We start from the raw sequence: 17226 nt of genomic DNA, 5'->3' as shown, positions 1-17226 counted from the left end.
ACCCCGCCGCACCTCCTCCGCGCCGCCCCTCCTCCGCGATCTTGCACTTTCGGTCGCTGTTTTGTGCGGATAGGCCCGTTATGTGGAGACCGAAAGTGCAAGATCGACGCTGCGGGGTGGGGGTGGGGGTGGGGGCCGCCGGGTCAGATCTCGTCGATCAGGTCGGCCACCGAGTTGACGATTCGGGACGGGCGGTACGGGTAGCGTTCGGCCTCGGTACGGGTGCTGATGCCGGTCAGGACCAGGATGGTCTCCAGGCCGGCCTCCAGACCGCAGAGGATGTCGGTGTCCATCCGGTCGCCGATCATCGCGGTGCTCTCCGAGTGCGCGTCGATCGTGTTCAGCGCCGAACGCATCATCATCGGATTGGGCTTGCCGACGAAGTACGGCTCCACCCCGGTCGCCTTCGAGATCATCGCGGCCACCGAGCCCGCCGCCGGCAGGGCGCCTTCCACGGACGGGCCGGTGGCGTCGGGGTTGGTACAGATGAACCGGGCCCCGTCGTTGATCAGCCGGATCGCCTTGGTGATCGCCTCGAAGCTGTAGGTGCGGGTCTCCCCCAGCACCACGTAGTCGGGCGCGAAGTCGCTGAGCACGTAGCCCACCGCGTGTAGCGCCGTGGTCAGCCCGGCCTCCCCGATCACGTACGCCGTGCCGCCCGGCCGCTGGTCGGCCAGGAACTGGGCGGTGGCCAACGCGGAGGACCAGATCGCCGGCTCCGGCACGTCCAGTCCCATCCGCGCAAGCCGGGCCTGCAGGTCACGCGGGGTGTAGATCGAGTTGTTGGTCAGCACCAGGAACGGCTTGCCGGAGGCGCGCAGCCGCTTGATGAACTCCGGCGCACCCGGCACCGGCTGGCCCTCGTGCACCAGCACGCCATCCATGTCGGTGAGCCAACTCTCGACGGGTTTACGGTCATGCATGCTGGTCTCCGCAGGGGTGTCGGGATCGCCAGAGCGGTCAGGACGGACGCCGGGGCGGAACGCAGCAGACCGTGGGGCAGGTGTCCCAGATCGGCAGCTCGCCGAGGCGGCGGCGCAGGTCGGCGCCGGCCGGGTCGATGCGCTCACGCACCAGTTCCCGCACCATGGTCACGAAGCGGGGGTCGGTGCCGGGGGTGGCGGCGCGGACGTAGTCCAGGCCGAGCTGTTTGGCCGTGTCCCGTGCCTCGGTGTCGAGGTCCCAGATCACCTCAAGGTGGTCGGAGACGAAACCGATCGGGCTGACCACCACGCCGGTGACCCCCTGACCGGCGAGGTCGGCCAGGTGGTCGTTGATGTCCGGCGCCAGCCACGGCACGTGCGGTGGGCCGGAGCGGCTCTGCCACACCAGGTCGTACGACAGGTCCGGAGCGGCCGCCGCATGCACCAGCCGCGCGGTCTCGGCGAGCTGCGCGGTGTACCGGCCGCCGTGCGGGCCGGCGGTGTCGGCCATCGACACGGGTACGGAGTGTGCGGTGAAGACCAACCGGGTGCTGTCCCGCTGGGCCGGGTCGAGTTGGTCCAGCGCCGCCCGTACCGCGTCGGCGTGCGGCTCGACGAAGCCGGGATGGTCCCAGAACTGGCGCAGCTTCTCGATCACCGGCGCGTCCGGACCGACGGCGGCCCGGGCGGCGGTGATGTCCTCCTGGTACTGCCGGCAGGAGGAGTAGCCACCGAAGGCGCTGGTGACGAAACCCAACGCCCGTCGTACGCCGTCGTCGCGCAGCTGCGCCACGGTGTCGGCCAGCATCGGGTGCCAGTTCCGGTTGCCCCAGTAGACCGGCAGGTCGAGGCCGTGGGCGGCGAAGTCGGCGCGGATCGCGGCGAGCAGGTCCCGGCACTGCTGGTTGATCGGGGAGATCCCGCCGAAGTGCTGGTAGTGCTCGGCGACCTCGGCCAGCCGCTGCGGCGGGATGCCCCGTCCCCGGGTCACGTTCTGGAGGAACGGCAGCACGTCGTCCGGGCCCTCCGGACCACCGAAGGACACCAGCACCACCGCGTCGTACGACATGGCTCCATTCTTGCCGGTGACGCGCGGCGAGCCGGCAACGCCCCCGGGTCCCAGCCGTTAACAGGGGCCCCCTGCTATACCGCAGGCGTTAAGAGGGGGCCCTTCCTTTCACCTAGGCGCCGATGGCGTGGTAGCCGCCGTCGACGTGGACGATCTCGCCGGTGGTGGCCGGGAACCAGTCCGACAGCAGCGCCAGGCAGGCGCGGGCGGCCGGCTCCTGGTCGGTCAGGTTCCAGCCCAGCGGGGCCCGCTCGGACCAGGCGTCCTCGAACTGCTCGAAGCCGGGAATGGACTTGGCGGCCATGGTGCGCAGCGGCCCGGCGGAGACCAGGTTGCTGCGGATGCCCTGCTTGCCGAGGTGCAGGGCGAGGTAGCGGGAGGCGGACTCCAGGCCGGCCTTGGCCACGCCCATCCAGTCGTAGACCGGCCAGGCCTGGGTGGCGTCGAAGGTCAGCCCGACCACCGCGCCGCCCGGCGACATCAGCGGCAGCGCCGCGACGGCCAGGGACTTGTAGGAGTACGTGGAGACGTGCAGGGCGGTCGCCACGTCCTCCCAGGAGGCGTCGAGGAACCCGCCGCCGAGGCAGCTCTGCGGGGCGAACCCGATCGAGTGCACCACCCCGTCCAGGCCGTCGACGTGCTCGCGCACCTTGTCGCCCAGCCCGGCCAGTTGCTCGGGGTTGGTCACGTCCAGCTCGATCACGGGCGCCGGCTCGGGCAGCCGCTTGGCGATCCGCTCCACCAGCGAGAGCCGGCCGTACCCGGTCAGCACGACCTGGGCGCCGTTCTCCTGGGCCAGCTTGGCCACCGAGAAGGCGATGGAGGCGTCGGTGATGACGCCGGTGACGAGCAGCCGCTTACCGGCCAGCAGTCCGGACATTGCGCTCATTCCTCCGTGCTCAGTGTCAGTGGCCCATGCCGAGGCCGCCGTCGACCGGGATGACCGCGCCGGAGACGTAGCCGGCACTGTCGCCGGCCAGCCAGGTGACGACCGAGGCGACCTCGTCCGGGCTGGCCATCCGGCCCGCCGGGATCGACTTGAGGATCTCCGCCTTGCGCTCCTCGGAGAGTACGGCGGTCATGTCGGTCTCGATGAAACCGGGCGCGACCACGTTCGCGGTGATGTTGCGGGTGCCCAACTCGCGAGTGATCGAACGGGCCACCCCGACCAGGCCGGCCTTGCTGGCCGCGTAGTTGACCTGACCGGCACCGCCGGAGAGACCGACCACCGAGGAGATGAAGATCATCCGGCCCCACTTGGCCCGCAGCATCTTCGCCGACGCCCGCTTGGCGCAGCGGTACGCCCCGGTCAGGTTGGTGTCCAGCACCCGGGTGAACTGCTCCTCGGACATCCGCAGCAGCAGTGTGTCGTCGGTGACGCCGGCGTTGGCGACCAGCACCTGCACCGGACCGAGTTCCGCCTCCACCGCCGCGAAGGCCGCGTCGACGGATTCACTGTCGGTGATGTCGCACTGCACGCCGAACAGCCCGTCGGGCGCCCCGCTGCCCCGGTGGGTGATCGCCACCCGGTCACCCTGCTTGGCGAAAGCCTGGGCGATGGCCAGACCGATGCCACGGTTGCCGCCGGTAACCAGCACAGTTCGAGACACGGTGCGTCCCCTCCAAAGATCGCTGCGGCTTGGAGACTAGGCGCTACCGCACGGTAATCACTAACCAGCCCCACGTCGTACCCGCTCGCCGTCGTACTGGCGGTTCTGGTCCGCCAACGCGGAACCGTCGTGCCGACCGTCCTCAGCCGGTCGGCCGAGTACGCCGATCCCACACCCCCGGTGTACGCTGATCCCCGTTTGCGGGCCGCACGGCGGCCCGTATCGCCCCGGACCCCGACCGCAGGAGGTGATCGCTGTGCCAGATAGCGATCCTCCCAGTCGTGGCCGGGCCGATCGCCAGCCACGCTGAGCCCCGCTCCGCCTGAGCTGGCACCGCTGCCCGCGCACCCACTGCGCCACCCGCCCTGCAACCGGGGCGGCAGAGCCTGCGGGTGCGAACCGGAAGCAGTCCGGTCACGACTTCGTGTGTGTGCGTCCTGATCCTCTCCTCGCCGGTCCACCGTGCCCTCGACCGGCGAGCCGCCCACCCCGGAGCCTGTCATGAGCCGCTACGTCGCCCCGTTGGGCTTCACCCTCGCCGCCGTCTGGGTGGCCGTCCTCTTCGTCCTGGCCAGCGGCACCCACTGACCACCCGCCCCGCCCCCGCGCCGACAGGCGCGGCAGCGGGTGGGCCGGCGCGGCAGCGGGTTCAGAGCATCCGGGAGGACCAGAGCAGGCTGGTGGCGCCCGCGCAGAGGGCCAACAGCAGGGCGATGCCCGCGTACCACTGGGTGATCTCACGGGGTTCGGTACGGAAGCCGATCGAGCTGCCCATGTCCTGGTACACCTGCTTCAGCTCGCTGACCGAGGCGGCCTCGTAGAAGTAGCCCTCGGTCGTCTCGGCGAGCGCGGCCAGCGCCAACCGGTCCACCGGCACCCGTTGCAACTGCCCGCCGATGTCGACGTGCCCGCCGTCGGTGCCGAACGCGATCGTGGAGACCGGTACGTTCGCCGCCTGCGCCGCCGCGGCGGCCTCCTCCACCGACCGGCCGGCCGTACGGTAGCCGTCGGAGAGCAGCACGATCCGGGCCGGCGGAATGCCGGCCGCGCCGTCGGCCGGGACCGTCCGGATCGCCTCCAAACAGGTGAAGACCGCCTCCCCGGTCGCGGTGGCCTCGGCCAGCACCAGCCCGTCGATCGCGCTGGTCACCGCCGGGCGGTCCTTGGTCGGCGGCACCAGCACGTTTGCCGACTTCGCGAACGAGACCAGCCCCACGTTGTACGTCTCGGGCAGTTCCCGGACGAACTGTTTGGCCGCCTCCTGGGCGCCCTCCAACCGGGTCGGTGGCACGTCGTCGGCCTGCATGGACAGCGAGACGTCGATGGCCAGCATGATGGTGGCGCGTTCCAGCGGTTCCCGGGTGTCCGTCGCCGGCCGGGCCAGCGCGCCGGCCAGCACCAGCAGGGCGAGTAGGAACGCGGTCGCCGGCACGTGCCGGCGCCAGCCCAGGCCCTTCGGCGCCACCGTACGCAGCAGGTCCACGTTGGTGAACCGCATCGCGTACTCCCGGCGGCGCAGCTGCCGCCAGACGTACAGCGCGGCGAGGGCGAGCACCGGCAGCACGGCCAGCAGCCACCACGGTTGCAGCAGTCGAATCATCGTGTCGTCCCCCGGGTACGCGCGTGCCGTTGCGCGGCCACGAAGCGCACCATGTCCAGCAGCCAGTCTCGGTCCGTACGCAGTCGTAGGTGTGCGGCACCGGCGGCGCGCAGCGCGGCGGAGATCTCCGCGCGCTGGGCGGCGGCCGCCGCCGCGTAGCGGTGCCGCAGGCTCGGGTCGGCGGTCTGCACCTCGTGCAGTTCGCCGGTCTCCGGGTCGACCACCGGGAGCACCCCGACGTCGGGCAGCTCCAGTTCCCGTGGGTCGACCACCTCGATCGCCAGCAGGTCGTGCCGGACCCGCAGCTTGCGCAGCGGACGGGCCCACTGGTCCGGCGGGGCGAGGAAGTCGGAGACGACCACCGCGACGCCGCGCCGCCGGGGCGGGCGGTTGAGCATGTCGACGAGCGCGCCGAGGTCACTGCGGCCGGGCCGGATCTCGGTGCCGGCGATGGCGCGCAGCATGCCCTGCGCCTCCTTGCGCCCGGACCGGGCCGGCAGCCGGACCAGCCGCCCCGGCCCCACCGGCGCGGGCGCCGCCCGCCGGCCCCGCCGTGGCGCGGGCAGGTCACCGCCGCTGCCCACCACCGCCCCGATCCGGTTGCCGCCGCGTACGGTCAGGTGCGTGACGGCCGCCGCCGCCGCGATCACCACGTCCCGCTTGAGCCACCGGCCGGTGCCGAAGTCCAGGCTCGCCGACAGGTCCACCGCCAGCCACGTCTCCAGCTCACGATCGGCCACCGTACGCCGCACGTGTGCGGTGGTGGTGCGGGCGGTGACCGGCCAGTCCATCCGGCGCACGTCGTCACCGGGGCGGTACTCCCGCGACTCGCCCGCCTCGCTGCCCGGTCCGGGCAGCAGACCGGCGTAGTCGCCCTGGAGCAGGCCGTCGAGCTTGCGGGTGACCAGCAGCTGCAACCGGGACAGCACCGCGCCCGAGCGGTTGTCCGCCCCGTTCGGTGGCTGCTGATGCCCAGGGGTGCTCGGGGTCACGGCCGCGGCCCGGGCCACCCCGAGGTCGGCGCCACCGCACCCGGGGGCGTGGGGGTCGCCTGCTGCCGGGGCGCCACCGACGGCAGCGGGATGGTCGACATCACCCGGTGCACCACATGGTCGGCCGGCACGTCGTCGGCGAGCGCGTCGTAGCTGAGCACCAGCCGGTGCCGCAGGATGTCCGGCGCGATGTCCTGCACGTCCTGCGGCAGGGCGTAGTCCCGGCCGCGCAGCAGCGCCAGCGCCCGGGTGGCCCGGACCAGGCCGAGCGAGGCCCGAGGGCTGGCACCGTACTGGATCAGTTGCGCCACGTCGGGCATGCCGTGCTCCGCCGGGGTACGCGTGGCCAGCACCAGCCGCACCGCGTAGTCGACCAACGCATTGTGTACGAAGACCTGATCGGCCTTGTGTTGCAGGGCGATCAGGTCGTCGGTGTCGAACACGGTGGTGGGCTCCGGTGCGGCCACCCCCATCCGGTAGACGATCTCGCGTTCCTCGGCGTCGGTCGGATAACCCACGACGATCTTCATCAGGAAGCGGTCCCGCTGCGCCTCCGGCAACGGGTAGACGCCCTCCTGTTCGATCGGGTTCTGCGTCGCCATCACCAGGAACGGGTTCGGCACCCGGTGGCTCTCCCCGCCGATGGAGACCTGCCGCTCGCTCATCACCTCCAGCAGCGCCGACTGCACCTTGGCCGGGGCCCGGTTGATCTCGTCGGCGAGCAGGAAGTTGACGAAGACCGGCCCCAGCTCCACGTCGAACTTCTCGCTGGACTGCCGGTAGATCCGGGTACCCATGATGTCGGCCGGCACCAGGTCCGGGGTGAACTGGACCCGGGCGAACGACCCGCCGACGACCTTGGCCAGGGTCTCCACCGCGAGCGTCTTGGCCACCCCCGGCACGCCCTCCAGCAGGCAGTGCCCCCGGGCGAGCAGCGCCACGAACATCCGCTCCACCATCCGGTCCTGTCCGACGATCACCCGTTTGATCTCGAACAGGGCCCGCTCCAGCAGGCCGGCGTCCTGCGCCGGCGTGGTCGGCGCGGCGGGCGCCTGCGGCTGCGTCCCGTTCGGCGTCGGGGCGTCGGGCGTGGTCGGCTGGGCCACCGGTCCTCCACAGCATGAATCGGTCGTCGCGGCTTGTGCGCTACCAAGCCTCGCATGCCCGGCTGAGTACGGACGGCGGGAGCGACCGATTTTCGCCACGCCGGCCGGCGACACCGAATCGCCGATCACCAGTGGACAGATCCCGCCCCGGCGTGTGTACCATTCATCCGTCGCCGGGCGGCTTCCCCCGTGGCCGCCCGGCGCTCACCCTCTCCCATCGCCCTAGACTGGCCGGGATGAGCGACCCCGACACCTCCACCGAGGCCCTGGTCTGTTCGGCCCGTGGATGTCAGGCCCCGGCCGGATGGTCACTGCGGTGGAACAATCCGCGGCTGCACCAGCCCGAACGCCGTAAGACCTGGCTCGCCTGCGACGCGCACCGCAGCCATCTCGGCGATTTCCTCACCGCTCGGGGCTTTCTGCGTGAGGTCGCCCCGCTGGCCGAATCGCCTACGCTCGAAGAGTGAACGCGTACAACGAAACCTCCACCCCATGAGCGGTGACGAACTGGGCGGGGAACCGCCGGTCTCGGGCATCGGGCAGCCGGGTCCGCTCGAACCGTGGCCGGACACCGTCCGATGGCAGACGATCTCGTCCGACCTGATCTGGGTGGAGTTGCTGCGACTGTCCGCCGCGGTGGCCGTATTCACGATCATGACCGGTGTCGGCTGGGTGCTCAGCGGTGCCTGGCCCTTCGGCCTGGCGCTCGGCGTGGTCCTGCTGTTCGGCCTGTGGCGCGCGGTGACCATCGTCCGGGCGGTCCGCGCCTGGGGGTACGCCGAACGTGAGAACGACCTGCTGGTGCGGCACGGGCTGCTGGTCCGCCGACTCTCCATCGTGCCGTACTCCCGCATGCAGTTCGTCGACGTCAGCGCGGGCCCGCTGGAGCGGGCCTTCGACCTGGCGACCGTGCAGTTGCACACCGCCGCCGCGGCGAGCGATGCCCGGGTGCCAGGTCTGCGGCCGGCGGAGGCGTCCCGGTTACGTGACCGACTCACCGCACTGGGCGAGGACCGGGCGGAAGGCCTGTGAGCGACCCCGCCGGCTGGGACCCGGAGCGGTCCGTCCCCTCGCCCGGCGCCGCACCACCCCCCGGATCGCCGCCGCCGGCCGGCGGCCAGCCTCCGCCGGACCACGCGCCGGACACCTCCCCAACCGCCCACCCGCCCGGCTATCCACCGCCCGGTTACCCACCGGCGGGGTATCCGCCCGCCGGTCATCCACCGCCCGGCTATCCACCGGCGGGGTATCCACCGGCGGGGTATCCACCGCCCGGTTACCCACCGCCCGGTTACCCACCGCCCGGTTACCCACCGCCCGGTTACCCACCGCCCGGTTATCCGCCCGCCGGTCATCCGCCCGCCGGTTATCCGCCCGCCGGTTATCCGCCGGCGGGGTATCCGCTCGGATACCTGCCGGGTGCGCTGCCGCCGGGGTACCCGCCCGGTGGGTGGCCGGGGCAGCCGGGCGCACCGCAGGTACGGCAGCGGCTGCACCCGCTGAGTCCGGTGCTGCACAGCGCCAGGTCGTTGGTGGTGGTCATCGCCGGGCTGTCCTGGTCGACGCTGTCCCGGGTCGGGTTCGGCTGGTTCGTGGCGATGGTCATCGTGATCGTCCTGGGCGCCGCGGTGCTGGCCGTGGTGAGCTGGTACAACACCGGCTATCAGGTCGTGGGCCGGGAGCTGCGGATTCACGAAGGGCTGCTGTGGCGCCGGACCCGGGCGATCCCGCTGGAACGGCTCCAGGCCGTCGAGGTCGTACGACCGCTGCTCGCCCAGCTCACCGGGCTGGCCGAGTTGCGGCTGGAGGTGGTCGGCGGGGGCAAGACCGAGGCGCCGCTGGCGTTCCTCAGCGTCGCGGAGGCGTCGGCGCTGCGGCAGCGCCTGCTGGCGCTGGCGGGCCGACCGCCCGCCGCCGGGCAGGCTGCCGCGCCCGGACCGGTGCCGACGCCGATCGGGCCCGAGCCGCCGGCTGGCCGCCCACTGCACGCGGTACGCAACCACGATCTGCTGGTCAGCCAGTTGCTGACTCCGCAGGCGTTCCTGCTGCCGTTCGGCGTGGTCTTCGTCGCCGCCCAGTTCCTCTCGGAGGGCTCCTGGTCGTTCATCGCGGTGGCGAGCACGCTGACCGCGATGGCCGGGATCCTGCTGCAACCCGTGCGCCGGGTCCTCGACGACTGGCGGTTCCAGCTGGCTCGCGACGACGACCGGTTGCGTATCCGCAACGGGCTGTTGGAGACCAGGGTGCAGACCGTACCGCTGCACCGGGTGCAGACCATCGGGGTGACCTGGCCGCTGCTCTGGCGGGTCAAGGGCTGGCTGCGGCTGCGGCTGGAGGTGGCGGGCTACGCGTCCGGCGAGTCGGACCAGCGCAACCGGCCGGATCGCCTGCTGCCGGTGGGTGACCTGCCCACCGCCGAGATGATCGTGGCCGAGGTGCTGCCGGGGGTCAGCCTGTCGGCGCTGCCGCTGACCGCACCGCCGACCCGGGCCCGCTGGCTCAGTCCGTTGAGCCGTCAGGTGCTCGGCGCCGGCCTGACCGAGCAGGTCTTCGCGGTACGCGCCGGCCTGCTCACCCGCCAGGTGACCGTCGTGCCGTACGCCCGACTGCAGAGCGTCCGGGTGGTGCAGGGGCCGTTGCAGCGGCTGTTGCGGCTGGCCACGGTGCACGCCGACACGGCGGGTGGGGCCGGCGCGGCGGCGGTGGACCGGGATGTCGCCGAGGCGTGGGCGCTCGCGGCGGAGTTGTCCGCGCGCGGCCACGCCGCCCGTCGTCAGGAGTGACAGCTCCGCCGCGAGACCTCGATCGTTTGCGGCTCAGCGACTGCGACACCGGCGTGTCGGGTCACTGAGCCGCAGACGATCAGGACGGATCGGGCCGGTCAGCGGGTTGCCGGGACGGTGGGTGGGTCGGCCGGGGTGGCGGATGGGTCGGCGGTGGTGGTGGCGGGTGGGTCGGTCGGGGTGCGGCGGGACCTACGGCGGGCCCACCAGCGTTCGGCCAGCCCGACCACGAGGAAGGTCATCCCGACGTACGCCCAGCCGACCAGCACGTCGATCACGTAGTGCTCGCCGCTGTAGACCAACGTGAAGGTCATCGCCAGCGGGTACGCCAGCAGCAGCGGCCACCAGCGGCGCCGCACGCCGCGCAGGAAGAACACAACCACGAACAACGCGAACGCGGTGTGCAGCGACGGCATGGCGGCTACCGGGTTGGCGGCCAACTGTCCGGCGTTGAGCATGTTGCCGGCGCCGTGCATGCCGAACTCCCGCCAGCCCCGGGTGGAGATCCGGGCCACCTCGTCCAGGAGCCCGTTCTGCGCGGCCCACCAGGGCGGCGCGGCCGGGTAGAGGAAGTAGGTGACCAGGCCGGTCGCGCAGAGGAAGAACCAGCGGCGCATGAAGGCCGCCCAGCGACTGCGTTCGCGCATCCAGAGCACCGCTGCGGCGCCCAGCGCCGCCACGAAGTGGGAGAAGTACACCCAGCTGATCAGTACGTCGTACCAGCGCACGTCGGGGTGGTAGAGATGCTGCTGCAACCAGACCGTCGGCACCTCACCGCCGGTGGCCCAGCCGAACATCACCCGGTCCGCCAGGATCAACTCGTACGCGTGCGGGACCGTCCCGTCGTGGTAGGCGAAGCCACGGGAGAGGTTGTAGATCACCAGCAACAGCACCACCGGCACCCAGTCCCGCGCGAAACGCAGGTGGCTGCGCCACGGGCGGTCGGAGTTCCAGGCGATGGTGCCGGCCCAGATCCAGAAGAAGGCGTACAGCGGATCGGTGGGCAGGCCGATGGCGAGCCAGCCCACCACGAACGCGACAGCCCACACCGACATCGCGATCACGCGGCGGCGGCCACCGTCGGGCGGGGCGGGTGACTCGGTGGGGGCGGCAGGCTGGGGGTCGGTCACGGCAGACATCGCGGACAAGGTTAACGGCGGATCAACGACCGCCCCACGCAGGACCGCCTGCCACGCCGGGGCAGTGACAGGTGTCGCACTCCGGGCTGCCGGGCATCCGCGTCGGCTGGACCGGCGGCCCGGCCACTCGATCCCTGATCGAGCGGGCTGGTGACCGCCTGCGTGCCCCCGGCCGGTGCGAACCCCTACGCTGTGGCCATGCAGGAGCAGCCGGATCATGCCCTGACGCCGGGTTTGACGGCCCGGGTCGAGTTGACCGTGACCGACGCCGACACCGCCGAGGCCGTCGGGTCCGGCGACGTACCGGTGCTCGGCACCCCACGGGTGCTCGCGCTGGCCGAGGCGGCGACGGTGGCGGCGACCGCCCGACACCTGCCGGTCGGCACGACCACCGTCGGCACCCGGGTCGAGTTGGCGCACCGGGCCGCGACGCCGGTGGGCCGCACGGTGGTGGCGCAGGCGCAGCTGACCACGGTCGACCGGCGTCGGCTGACGTTCGAGGTGACCGTCACCGAGGGCGGGCAGACCGTGGCCGAGGGGCGGGTGGAGCGGGTGATGGTCGACCGGCACACGTTCGTCGAGCGGGCGGGCGTGCCGTCATGAGCGGCGGTTTCGTCGAGGTCGCCGACCGGGTGCTGGTGCTGCGGGAGCCGCTGCTCGCGGTCAACGTCACGCTGGTGCTGGGCGACGGCGAGGCGCTGCTGGTCGACACGTTGTCCACCGCCGGGCAGGCGGTCGAGCTGGCTGCCGCCGTACGCGCGGTCACCGGAGATCCGCTCACCCTGGTCAACACCCATCACCACTTCGACCACTGCTTCGGCAACGCCACGCTCGCCGTCGACCCGCCGCGCCCGGTCTGGGCACACGAACTGGCCGCGGCGGCGTTGCGCGACGACCCGGAACGGCTGCGCCGGGAGGCGTACGCGGAACTCCGCGCCGACCACCCCGAGCTGGCCGACGAGCTGGCCGACGTCACCGTGCTGGCGCCCACCCACACCGTCCACACCGAGGCCACCCTCGACATCGGGGGCCGGCGGGTGGTGCTGCGCCACCCCGGCCGCGGGCACACCGACGCCGACCTCGTGGTCCAGGTGCCCGACGCCGACGTGCTGATCGTCGGTGACCTGGTCGAGCAGGCCGGCCCACCGGCGTTCGAGGATTCCTACCCGTTGCAGTGGCCCGACGCGGTGGCCGAACTACTGCGCTCCGCGACTCCCGCCACGGTCGTGGTGCCCGGTCACGGCGAGCCGGTGGACACCGAGTTCGTCCGGGCACAGCACGCCCAACTGGTCGAGCTGGCCTGGCTGATCCGGGCCGGGCACACCGGCTCGGCTCCGCCGGAGCGGGTCGCCGCCGACGCACCGTTCCCGGCCCGGCCCGCGCTGATCGCCGCCCGCCGAGGCTATGCCGAGCTGGACGGCACCGCCTGAGCCGCCGTGCGGTGATCGACTCCGTTACGGCGTGGTGGCGGTATCCGGTGGGACTGGTCACCTCCGTCGCGCCGGAACGGTGTTGATCTGGCGGCGTTCCCGGCAGCCTCGGTCAGCTGGTGAACCGCTCGGCCACCTCGGCCCGGGTGGGCATGGCAACGGCGCCACCGGCACGTTCGCAGACCAGCCCGGCGACGCGCAGCGCGAAGGCGACCCGCTCGTGCCAGCCCGTCGGGTCGGCCGGCTCACCGGCGCCGAGCAGGTCGGCGACGAGGGCGGCCATCACCGAGTCGCCCGCGCCGGTGGCGTCGACCGCGACCACCTTCGGCGCGGGTACCCGTACCGGATCGGTGCCGGCGGCGGCGACCACCGCACCGGCGGCGCCCAGGGTGACCACGACGGTGCCCGCGCCCAACTCCCGTAGGTAGGCCGCCACCGACTCGACCGGCTCACCTGGATAGAGCAGCTCCGCGTCGGCGGTGCTCAGCTTGACCAGGTGCGCCCCGGCGGCGAACTCGGCGACCACCGCACGCAGCCCGGCCAGCGCCGCCGGGCCGGACAGCAGCCGGGGCCGGACGTTGGGGTCGAACACCCGCAGACCTGGTGCCAGTGACCAGGCCCGTCGCGCGGCGGCCAGAGTTGCCGGTGACAGCAGCACGATCGAGCCGCAGTAGAGCACGTCCGCGCCCTCGACCAGCGTGACGTCGAGGTCCTCGGGGTTCAGCAGGGCGTACGACGGCGGTTCGCCGTAGAAGCGGAAGTCCGGCTCGGCGCCGGAGAAGGTGGCCACGGCCAACGTGGTCGGTACGGCGGCGGTGACCGTCCCGGTCAGTCCGACGCCGGCAGTGGTGAGGAAGGCGCGGACGCGGTCGGCGAGCGCGTCGTCGCCGAGGGAGCCGACGAACTGCGCCGCACCGCCGAGCCGGGCGATGCCCACCGCGACGTTGAGTGGGCCGCCGCCGATCGCCTGCCGGTAGACCGGCACGCCGTCGCACTCCGTGTCGAGCAGGTCGACGAGCGCCTCGCCGAACACCACCGCGTATCCCATCTGCCGGTTCCCTCCGTCGGCCGTCGTGATGCCCAGGCTGGCACAGCGCGAGCGTGCCGGGCGCCGAAGCCACGGTATTGGGCCCGTCGCGCAGCACGCGAGCCGCGCCCCCGACAGGCATCGAGAGATGACTATTGCGCCGATGCGCCCGGCATGCTGGGATAGGGATGTCAGGTGACGTGGGGCTGCGCGTCACCGGCGCCGGGTTCACCGCACGCGAGGGCATCTACGCGTCGACCGAATGCTGACGGCACCTGCCCGTGAGGCCATCCGCCCTGGGCGCAGGTTGCCGCATCGTCGCATCCGCCCACCGCAGCGGGGCGGGCGTAACTCGCCACCCCGCGCGTTCCGGCGGGGCCACCGGACCGGTGTGCCCCGCGAGTCAGGAGAACCTGTGCACCGTCCTCGTCTGGCCGCGATCTTCTTCGCGGCCGTCACCCTCGCTGCGAGCGCGGTCGTTGCCGTGACCGCCAGCCCTGACCCGGCCGCCGCGCACGGCGCGGCGATGACGCCGGGTGCCCGTACCTTCCTCTGTTGGCGCGACGGGCTCTCCCCCACCGGCGAGATCCGTCCGCAGAACCCGGCCTGTGCGGCGGCGGTCGCGCAGAGCGGGGCGAACTCCCTGTACAACTGGTTCAGCGTGCTGCGCTCCGACGCCAACGGTCGTACCACCGGCTTCATCCCCGACGGTCAGCTGTGCAGCGGCGGCGCCACCGGCTTCCGCGGCTACGACCTGGCCCGCAACGACTGGCCGTTGACCCACCTGACGGCGGGCCGGAGCATGGAGTTCCGGTACAGCAACTGGGCGCATCACCCGGGCACGTTCTACTTCTACGTGACCAGGGACAGCTGGAGCCCGACCCGGGCGCTGGCCTGGAGCGACCTGGAGGCGCAGCCGTTCCTGACGGTGACCAACCCGCCGCAGCGCGGCGCGGTGGGCACCAACGACGGCCACTACTACTTCACCGGCACCCTCCCGGCGAACAAGAGCGGCCGGCACATCATCTACTCCCGGTGGGTCCGCTCGGACAGCCAGGAGAACTTCTTCGGCTGCTCCGATGTGGTCTTCGACGGTGGCAACGGTGAGGTGACCGGTATCGGTGGGGGCACCAACCCGCCGCCCACCACTCCTCCGCCGACCACCCCGCCGCCCACCACGCCGCCGCCGACCACCCCGCCGCCCGGCAACGGCGGCTGCACGGCCACCTTCAAGGTGACCAACAGCTGGTCCGGTGGATTCCAGGGCGAGGTGGAGATCAGGAACACCGGCACCGCGCCGTTGAGCGGTTGGGCCGCGAGCTGGACCTTGTCCAGTGGCCAGCAGATCAGCCAGGTCTGGAACGCGACTCACACCACGTCCGGATCGTCGGTGACGGCCCGCAACGTGTCGTACAACGGCAACATCGGAGCCAACGGCAGTACGAGCTTCGGCTTCCTTGCCAGCGGCAGCAGCTCGTCTCCCACGATCACCTGCACCGCCAGCTGACCACCAGCACCAGGAAGGGGGCCCCGACCGGGCCCCCTTCCGCTTGCGCTTGTCCGCTGGCGGCTCAGCGCACCATCGACCCGACGACGGGCTTGGTGAGCAGGGCGGACTGGTTGCGCTGGATGCCCGGATCCAGCGTCTTCGCCACGAAGATGGCGTGCCAGATGCAGAAGATCAGCACCGTCCAGACCTTGCGGGAGTGGTCGAACTCCTCCCGCTTGTGCTCCTCCAGCAGCCGCAGCGCGTACGACAGGTCGAGCAGGTCACCGGCGCCGGAGGTGGTCAGCACGTGCCGGGCCCACTCGTACATCTCGCCGCGCAGCCAGACCCGGGTCGGGGTCGGGAAGCCCAGCTTCTTGCGGTTGACGATGGCCGGCGGCACCACGCCCTGCAACGCCTGGCGCATGGCGTACTTGGTGGCGTCCGAGCGCGGCGGCAGCTTCAGCTCGACGGGGATCTTCGCCGCCACCTCGAAGACCTCGCGGTCGAGGAACGGCACCCGCACCTCCAGCGAGTGCGCCATCGAGATCCGGTCGGCCTTGACCAGGATGTCGCCGCGCAGCCAGGTGTAGAGGTCGACGTACTGCATCTTGGTGACGTCGTCCAGCTCGGTGCACTCGGCGTAGATCGGCGCGGTGACGTCGGTGTAGCGCACCGAGGGGTCGTAGCGGCGCAGCAGGTGCTGCTTCTCCTCCTCGGTGAACATCCGCGCGTTGCCGTAGTAGCGCTCCTCGATCGGCGTGGTGCCGCGCTCCAGGAAGCTCTTGCCCTTGACCCCCTGCGGGATCGCCTTCGAGACCGCCCGCAGGCCCTTCTGCACGCCGCCGGGCAACCCGTTGACGCCGCTGAGCGAGAGCGGTTCCCGGTAGATCGTGTAGCCGCCGAAGAACTCGTCGGCGCCCTCACCGGAGAGCACCACGGTGACGTGTTCGGCGGCCTTCTTGGCGACGAAGTAGAGCGGCACCAGCGCCGGGTCGGCCACCGGGTCGTCCAGGTGCCAGACGATCTTCGGCAGCGCGTCGATCATGTCCTGCGGCCCGATCTTGGTCGGGATGGTGGTCACGTCGAGATGGCGGGCCGACTCCTGGGCCACGTCGATCTCCGAGTAGCCCGGCACGTCGTAGCCGACGGTGAAGGTGAGGATGTTCGGGTTGAACTCCCGGGCCAGCGCCACCACGGCGGTGGAGTCGATCCCGCTGGACAGGAACGAACCGACCGGCACGTCCGAGCGCATGTGCATGCGTACGCTCTCGCGCAGCGTCTCCCGGATCTCGTGGTAGAGCTTCTGCTCGTCGGGCACCGGGGCGGGCCGGAACACCGGGCGGTACCAGCGGCGCACGTCGATCCGGCTGCCCGGCGCCCAGGTGAGGTACTCCCCCGACCCGATCCGGCTGATCTGCTGGTGCAGCGTGCCCGGCTCGGGGACGTACTGCAGGGTCAGGTAGTGGCTGAGGTTCGCCGTGTCGACCCCGGCGTCGCCGACGTGGGCGGACTGAGCGAAGGGCAGCAGGGCCTTCTTCTCGGAGGCGAGGTAGAGCCCGTCGGCGGTCTCCAGGTAGTGCAGCGGCTTGATGCCGTAGTAGTCGCGGGCGCCGAACGCGCGACGTGCCTGCCGGTCCCAGATGACGAAGGCGAACATGCCGCGCAGCCGGGTGAGCACCTGCTCGCCCCAGTAGTGGTAGCCGGCGACGATCACCTCGCCGTCACCGTTGGTGGCGAACCGCGCACCGTGCTCGCGGATCAGCTCCTCACGCAGCTCGATGTAGTTGTAGATCTCGCCGTTGAAGGTCAGCAGGTAGCGCCCGTCGGCGTAGGGCAGCGGCTCGTGGCTGAGCGCGACGTCGATGATCGCCAACCGCTTGTGGGCGAACACCCCGTCCGCGTACTGGCCGGAGGCGTCCCCGACCACCTCGACACCGGTCTCGTCCGGGCCGCGGTGGTGCAGGCATTCCAACGCCCCGGCGATGCTGTCGCGGTGAGCGGCGGCATCGCCGCGCGCACTGAAAAAAGCCAGGAGTCCGCACATGGTGGTCATCTTTC

At 71.8% G+C, this 17226-nt stretch carries 17 protein-coding genes; 7 read left to right on the top strand and 10 right to left on the bottom strand.

Annotated elements, in window-relative coordinates; translation table 11 throughout:
- Nucleotides 1–143 precede the first annotated feature (143 nt).
- The 4 genes from E0H26_RS07850 to fabG form a co-directional block, all read right to left on the bottom strand.
- Complete coding sequence (locus E0H26_RS07850) at nucleotides 144–923, bottom strand: HAD-IIA family hydrolase (RefSeq protein WP_131302701.1); 780 nt, start codon at nucleotides 921–923, stop codon at nucleotides 144–146.
- Nucleotides 924–960: 37 nt separating this feature from the next.
- Nucleotides 961–1992, bottom strand: coding sequence for a ferrochelatase (locus E0H26_RS07845; RefSeq protein ID WP_131302699.1), 1032 nt, complete (start codon nucleotides 1990–1992; stop codon nucleotides 961–963).
- A gap of 112 nt (nucleotides 1993–2104) precedes the next feature.
- The gene (gene fabI, locus E0H26_RS07840; protein ID WP_131302697.1) at nucleotides 2105–2872 is read right to left on the bottom strand and encodes an enoyl-ACP reductase FabI; all 768 of its coding nucleotides are present in this window, start codon (nucleotides 2870–2872) and stop codon (nucleotides 2105–2107) included.
- A 25-nt stretch (nucleotides 2873–2897) separates the two neighbouring features.
- A complete protein-coding gene (gene fabG, locus E0H26_RS07835) occupies nucleotides 2898–3602 on the bottom strand; it encodes a 3-oxoacyl-ACP reductase FabG (RefSeq protein ID WP_131302695.1) in 705 nt (234 codons plus the stop codon).
- A 462-nt stretch (nucleotides 3603–4064) separates the two neighbouring features.
- Here fabG and E0H26_RS30280 point away from each other — a divergent pair, with 462 nt between their 5' ends.
- Complete coding sequence (locus tag E0H26_RS30280; RefSeq protein WP_276320380.1) at nucleotides 4065–4190, top strand: hypothetical protein; 126 nt, start codon at nucleotides 4065–4067, stop codon at nucleotides 4188–4190.
- Nucleotides 4191–4251: 61 nt separating this feature from the next.
- Here the strand turns inward: E0H26_RS30280 and E0H26_RS07830 are convergent, their stop codons facing one another.
- The 3 genes from E0H26_RS07830 to E0H26_RS07820 are packed head-to-tail and all read right to left on the bottom strand — an operon-like array spanning nucleotide 4252 to nucleotide 7300.
- Nucleotides 4252–5202: a VWA domain-containing protein gene (locus E0H26_RS07830; RefSeq protein ID WP_131302693.1), complete on the bottom strand. Its 951-nt coding sequence runs from the start codon at nucleotides 5200–5202 to the stop codon at nucleotides 4252–4254.
- Nucleotides 5199–6212, bottom strand: a complete 1014-nt coding sequence (locus tag E0H26_RS07825; RefSeq protein ID WP_131302691.1) for a DUF58 domain-containing protein — start codon at nucleotides 6210–6212, stop codon at nucleotides 5199–5201. The genes E0H26_RS07830 and E0H26_RS07825 overlap by 4 nt, the downstream gene beginning before the upstream one ends.
- Complete coding sequence (locus tag E0H26_RS07820) at nucleotides 6191–7300, bottom strand: AAA family ATPase (protein WP_131302689.1); 1110 nt, start codon at nucleotides 7298–7300, stop codon at nucleotides 6191–6193. The genes E0H26_RS07825 and E0H26_RS07820 overlap by 22 nt, the downstream gene beginning before the upstream one ends.
- 236 nt (nucleotides 7301–7536) lie before the next feature.
- Here E0H26_RS07820 and E0H26_RS07815 point away from each other — a divergent pair, with 236 nt between their 5' ends.
- The 3 genes from E0H26_RS07815 (at nucleotide 7537) to E0H26_RS07805 (ending at nucleotide 10083) form a co-directional block, all read left to right on the top strand.
- Nucleotides 7537–7767: a hypothetical protein gene (locus tag E0H26_RS07815; RefSeq protein ID WP_131302687.1), complete on the top strand. Its 231-nt coding sequence runs from the start codon at nucleotides 7537–7539 to the stop codon at nucleotides 7765–7767.
- 25 nt (nucleotides 7768–7792) lie between these two features.
- On the top strand, nucleotides 7793–8332 hold the full coding sequence (locus E0H26_RS07810; RefSeq protein ID WP_131302685.1) for a PH domain-containing protein: 540 nt from the start codon (nucleotides 7793–7795) through the stop codon (nucleotides 8330–8332).
- A gap of 392 nt (nucleotides 8333–8724) precedes the next feature.
- A complete protein-coding gene (locus E0H26_RS07805) occupies nucleotides 8725–10083 on the top strand; it encodes a PH domain-containing protein (RefSeq protein WP_131303173.1) in 1359 nt (452 codons plus the stop codon).
- A gap of 98 nt (nucleotides 10084–10181) precedes the next feature.
- On the opposite strand, the gene E0H26_RS07800 is transcribed toward E0H26_RS07805, so the two are convergent.
- Nucleotides 10182–11222, bottom strand: coding sequence for a phosphatase PAP2 family protein (locus tag E0H26_RS07800; RefSeq protein ID WP_131302683.1), 1041 nt, complete (start codon nucleotides 11220–11222; stop codon nucleotides 10182–10184).
- A gap of 198 nt (nucleotides 11223–11420) precedes the next feature.
- On the opposite strand from E0H26_RS07800, the gene E0H26_RS07795 reads away from it, so the two are divergent.
- Both E0H26_RS07795 and E0H26_RS07790 read left to right on the top strand, forming a co-directional pair.
- A complete protein-coding gene (locus E0H26_RS07795) occupies nucleotides 11421–11825 on the top strand; it encodes a thioesterase family protein (RefSeq protein WP_131302681.1) in 405 nt (134 codons plus the stop codon).
- A complete protein-coding gene (locus E0H26_RS07790) occupies nucleotides 11822–12652 on the top strand; it encodes an MBL fold metallo-hydrolase (protein WP_131302679.1) in 831 nt (276 codons plus the stop codon). Before E0H26_RS07795 ends, E0H26_RS07790 begins: the two co-directional genes overlap by 4 nt.
- 112 nt (nucleotides 12653–12764) lie before the next feature.
- On the opposite strand, the gene E0H26_RS07785 is transcribed toward E0H26_RS07790, so the two are convergent.
- Nucleotides 12765–13700 carry a PfkB family carbohydrate kinase gene (locus E0H26_RS07785; protein ID WP_131302677.1) on the bottom strand — a complete coding sequence of 312 codons (936 nt, stop codon included), beginning with the start codon at nucleotides 13698–13700 and terminating at the stop codon, nucleotides 12765–12767.
- A 394-nt stretch (nucleotides 13701–14094) separates the two neighbouring features.
- Between E0H26_RS07785 and E0H26_RS07780 the strand changes: the two genes are divergently transcribed.
- Nucleotides 14095–15186, top strand: a complete 1092-nt coding sequence (locus E0H26_RS07780) for a lytic polysaccharide monooxygenase auxiliary activity family 9 protein (RefSeq protein WP_131302675.1) — start codon at nucleotides 14095–14097, stop codon at nucleotides 15184–15186.
- Between the two features lie 64 nt (nucleotides 15187–15250).
- On the opposite strand, the gene asnB is transcribed toward E0H26_RS07780, so the two are convergent.
- Nucleotides 15251–17212 carry an asparagine synthase (glutamine-hydrolyzing) gene (asnB, locus tag E0H26_RS07775; RefSeq protein WP_131303172.1) on the bottom strand — a complete coding sequence of 654 codons (1962 nt, stop codon included), beginning with the start codon at nucleotides 17210–17212 and terminating at the stop codon, nucleotides 15251–15253.
- Nucleotides 17213–17226 lie beyond the last annotated feature (14 nt).

Origin of the sequence: Micromonospora zingiberis, assembly GCF_004331455.1 — a bacterium.
In the GTDB taxonomy this organism is placed as follows: Bacteria; Actinomycetota; Actinomycetes; order Mycobacteriales; family Micromonosporaceae; genus Micromonospora; species Micromonospora zingiberis.
This window is presented reverse-complemented; position numbering and strand designations above follow the sequence as displayed.

Coding starts and splice junctions, on each gene's coding strand:
- fabI (WP_131302697.1), bottom strand. CDS start 2,872: ATGTCCGGACTGCTGGCCGGTAAGCGGCTGCTCGTCACCGGCGTCATC.
- E0H26_RS07830 (WP_131302693.1), bottom strand. CDS start 5,202: ATGATTCGACTGCTGCAACCGTGGTGGCTGCTGGCCGTGCTGCCGGTG.
- E0H26_RS07785 (WP_131302677.1), bottom strand. CDS start 13,700: ATGGGATACGCGGTGGTGTTCGGCGAGGCGCTCGTCGACCTGCTCGAC.
- E0H26_RS07800 (WP_131302683.1), bottom strand. CDS start 11,222: ATGTCTGCCGTGACCGACCCCCAGCCTGCCGCCCCCACCGAGTCACCC.
- E0H26_RS07850 (WP_131302701.1), bottom strand. CDS start 923: ATGCATGACCGTAAACCCGTCGAGAGTTGGCTCACCGACATGGATGGC.
- E0H26_RS07810 (WP_131302685.1), top strand. CDS start 7,793: ATGAGCGGTGACGAACTGGGCGGGGAACCGCCGGTCTCGGGCATCGGG.
- asnB (WP_131303172.1), bottom strand. CDS start 17,212: ATGTGCGGACTCCTGGCTTTTTTCAGTGCGCGCGGCGATGCCGCCGCT.
- E0H26_RS07845 (WP_131302699.1), bottom strand. CDS start 1,992: ATGTCGTACGACGCGGTGGTGCTGGTGTCCTTCGGTGGTCCGGAGGGC.
- E0H26_RS07815 (WP_131302687.1), top strand. CDS start 7,537: ATGAGCGACCCCGACACCTCCACCGAGGCCCTGGTCTGTTCGGCCCGT.
- E0H26_RS07795 (WP_131302681.1), top strand. CDS start 11,421: ATGCAGGAGCAGCCGGATCATGCCCTGACGCCGGGTTTGACGGCCCGG.
- E0H26_RS07790 (WP_131302679.1), top strand. CDS start 11,822: ATGAGCGGCGGTTTCGTCGAGGTCGCCGACCGGGTGCTGGTGCTGCGG.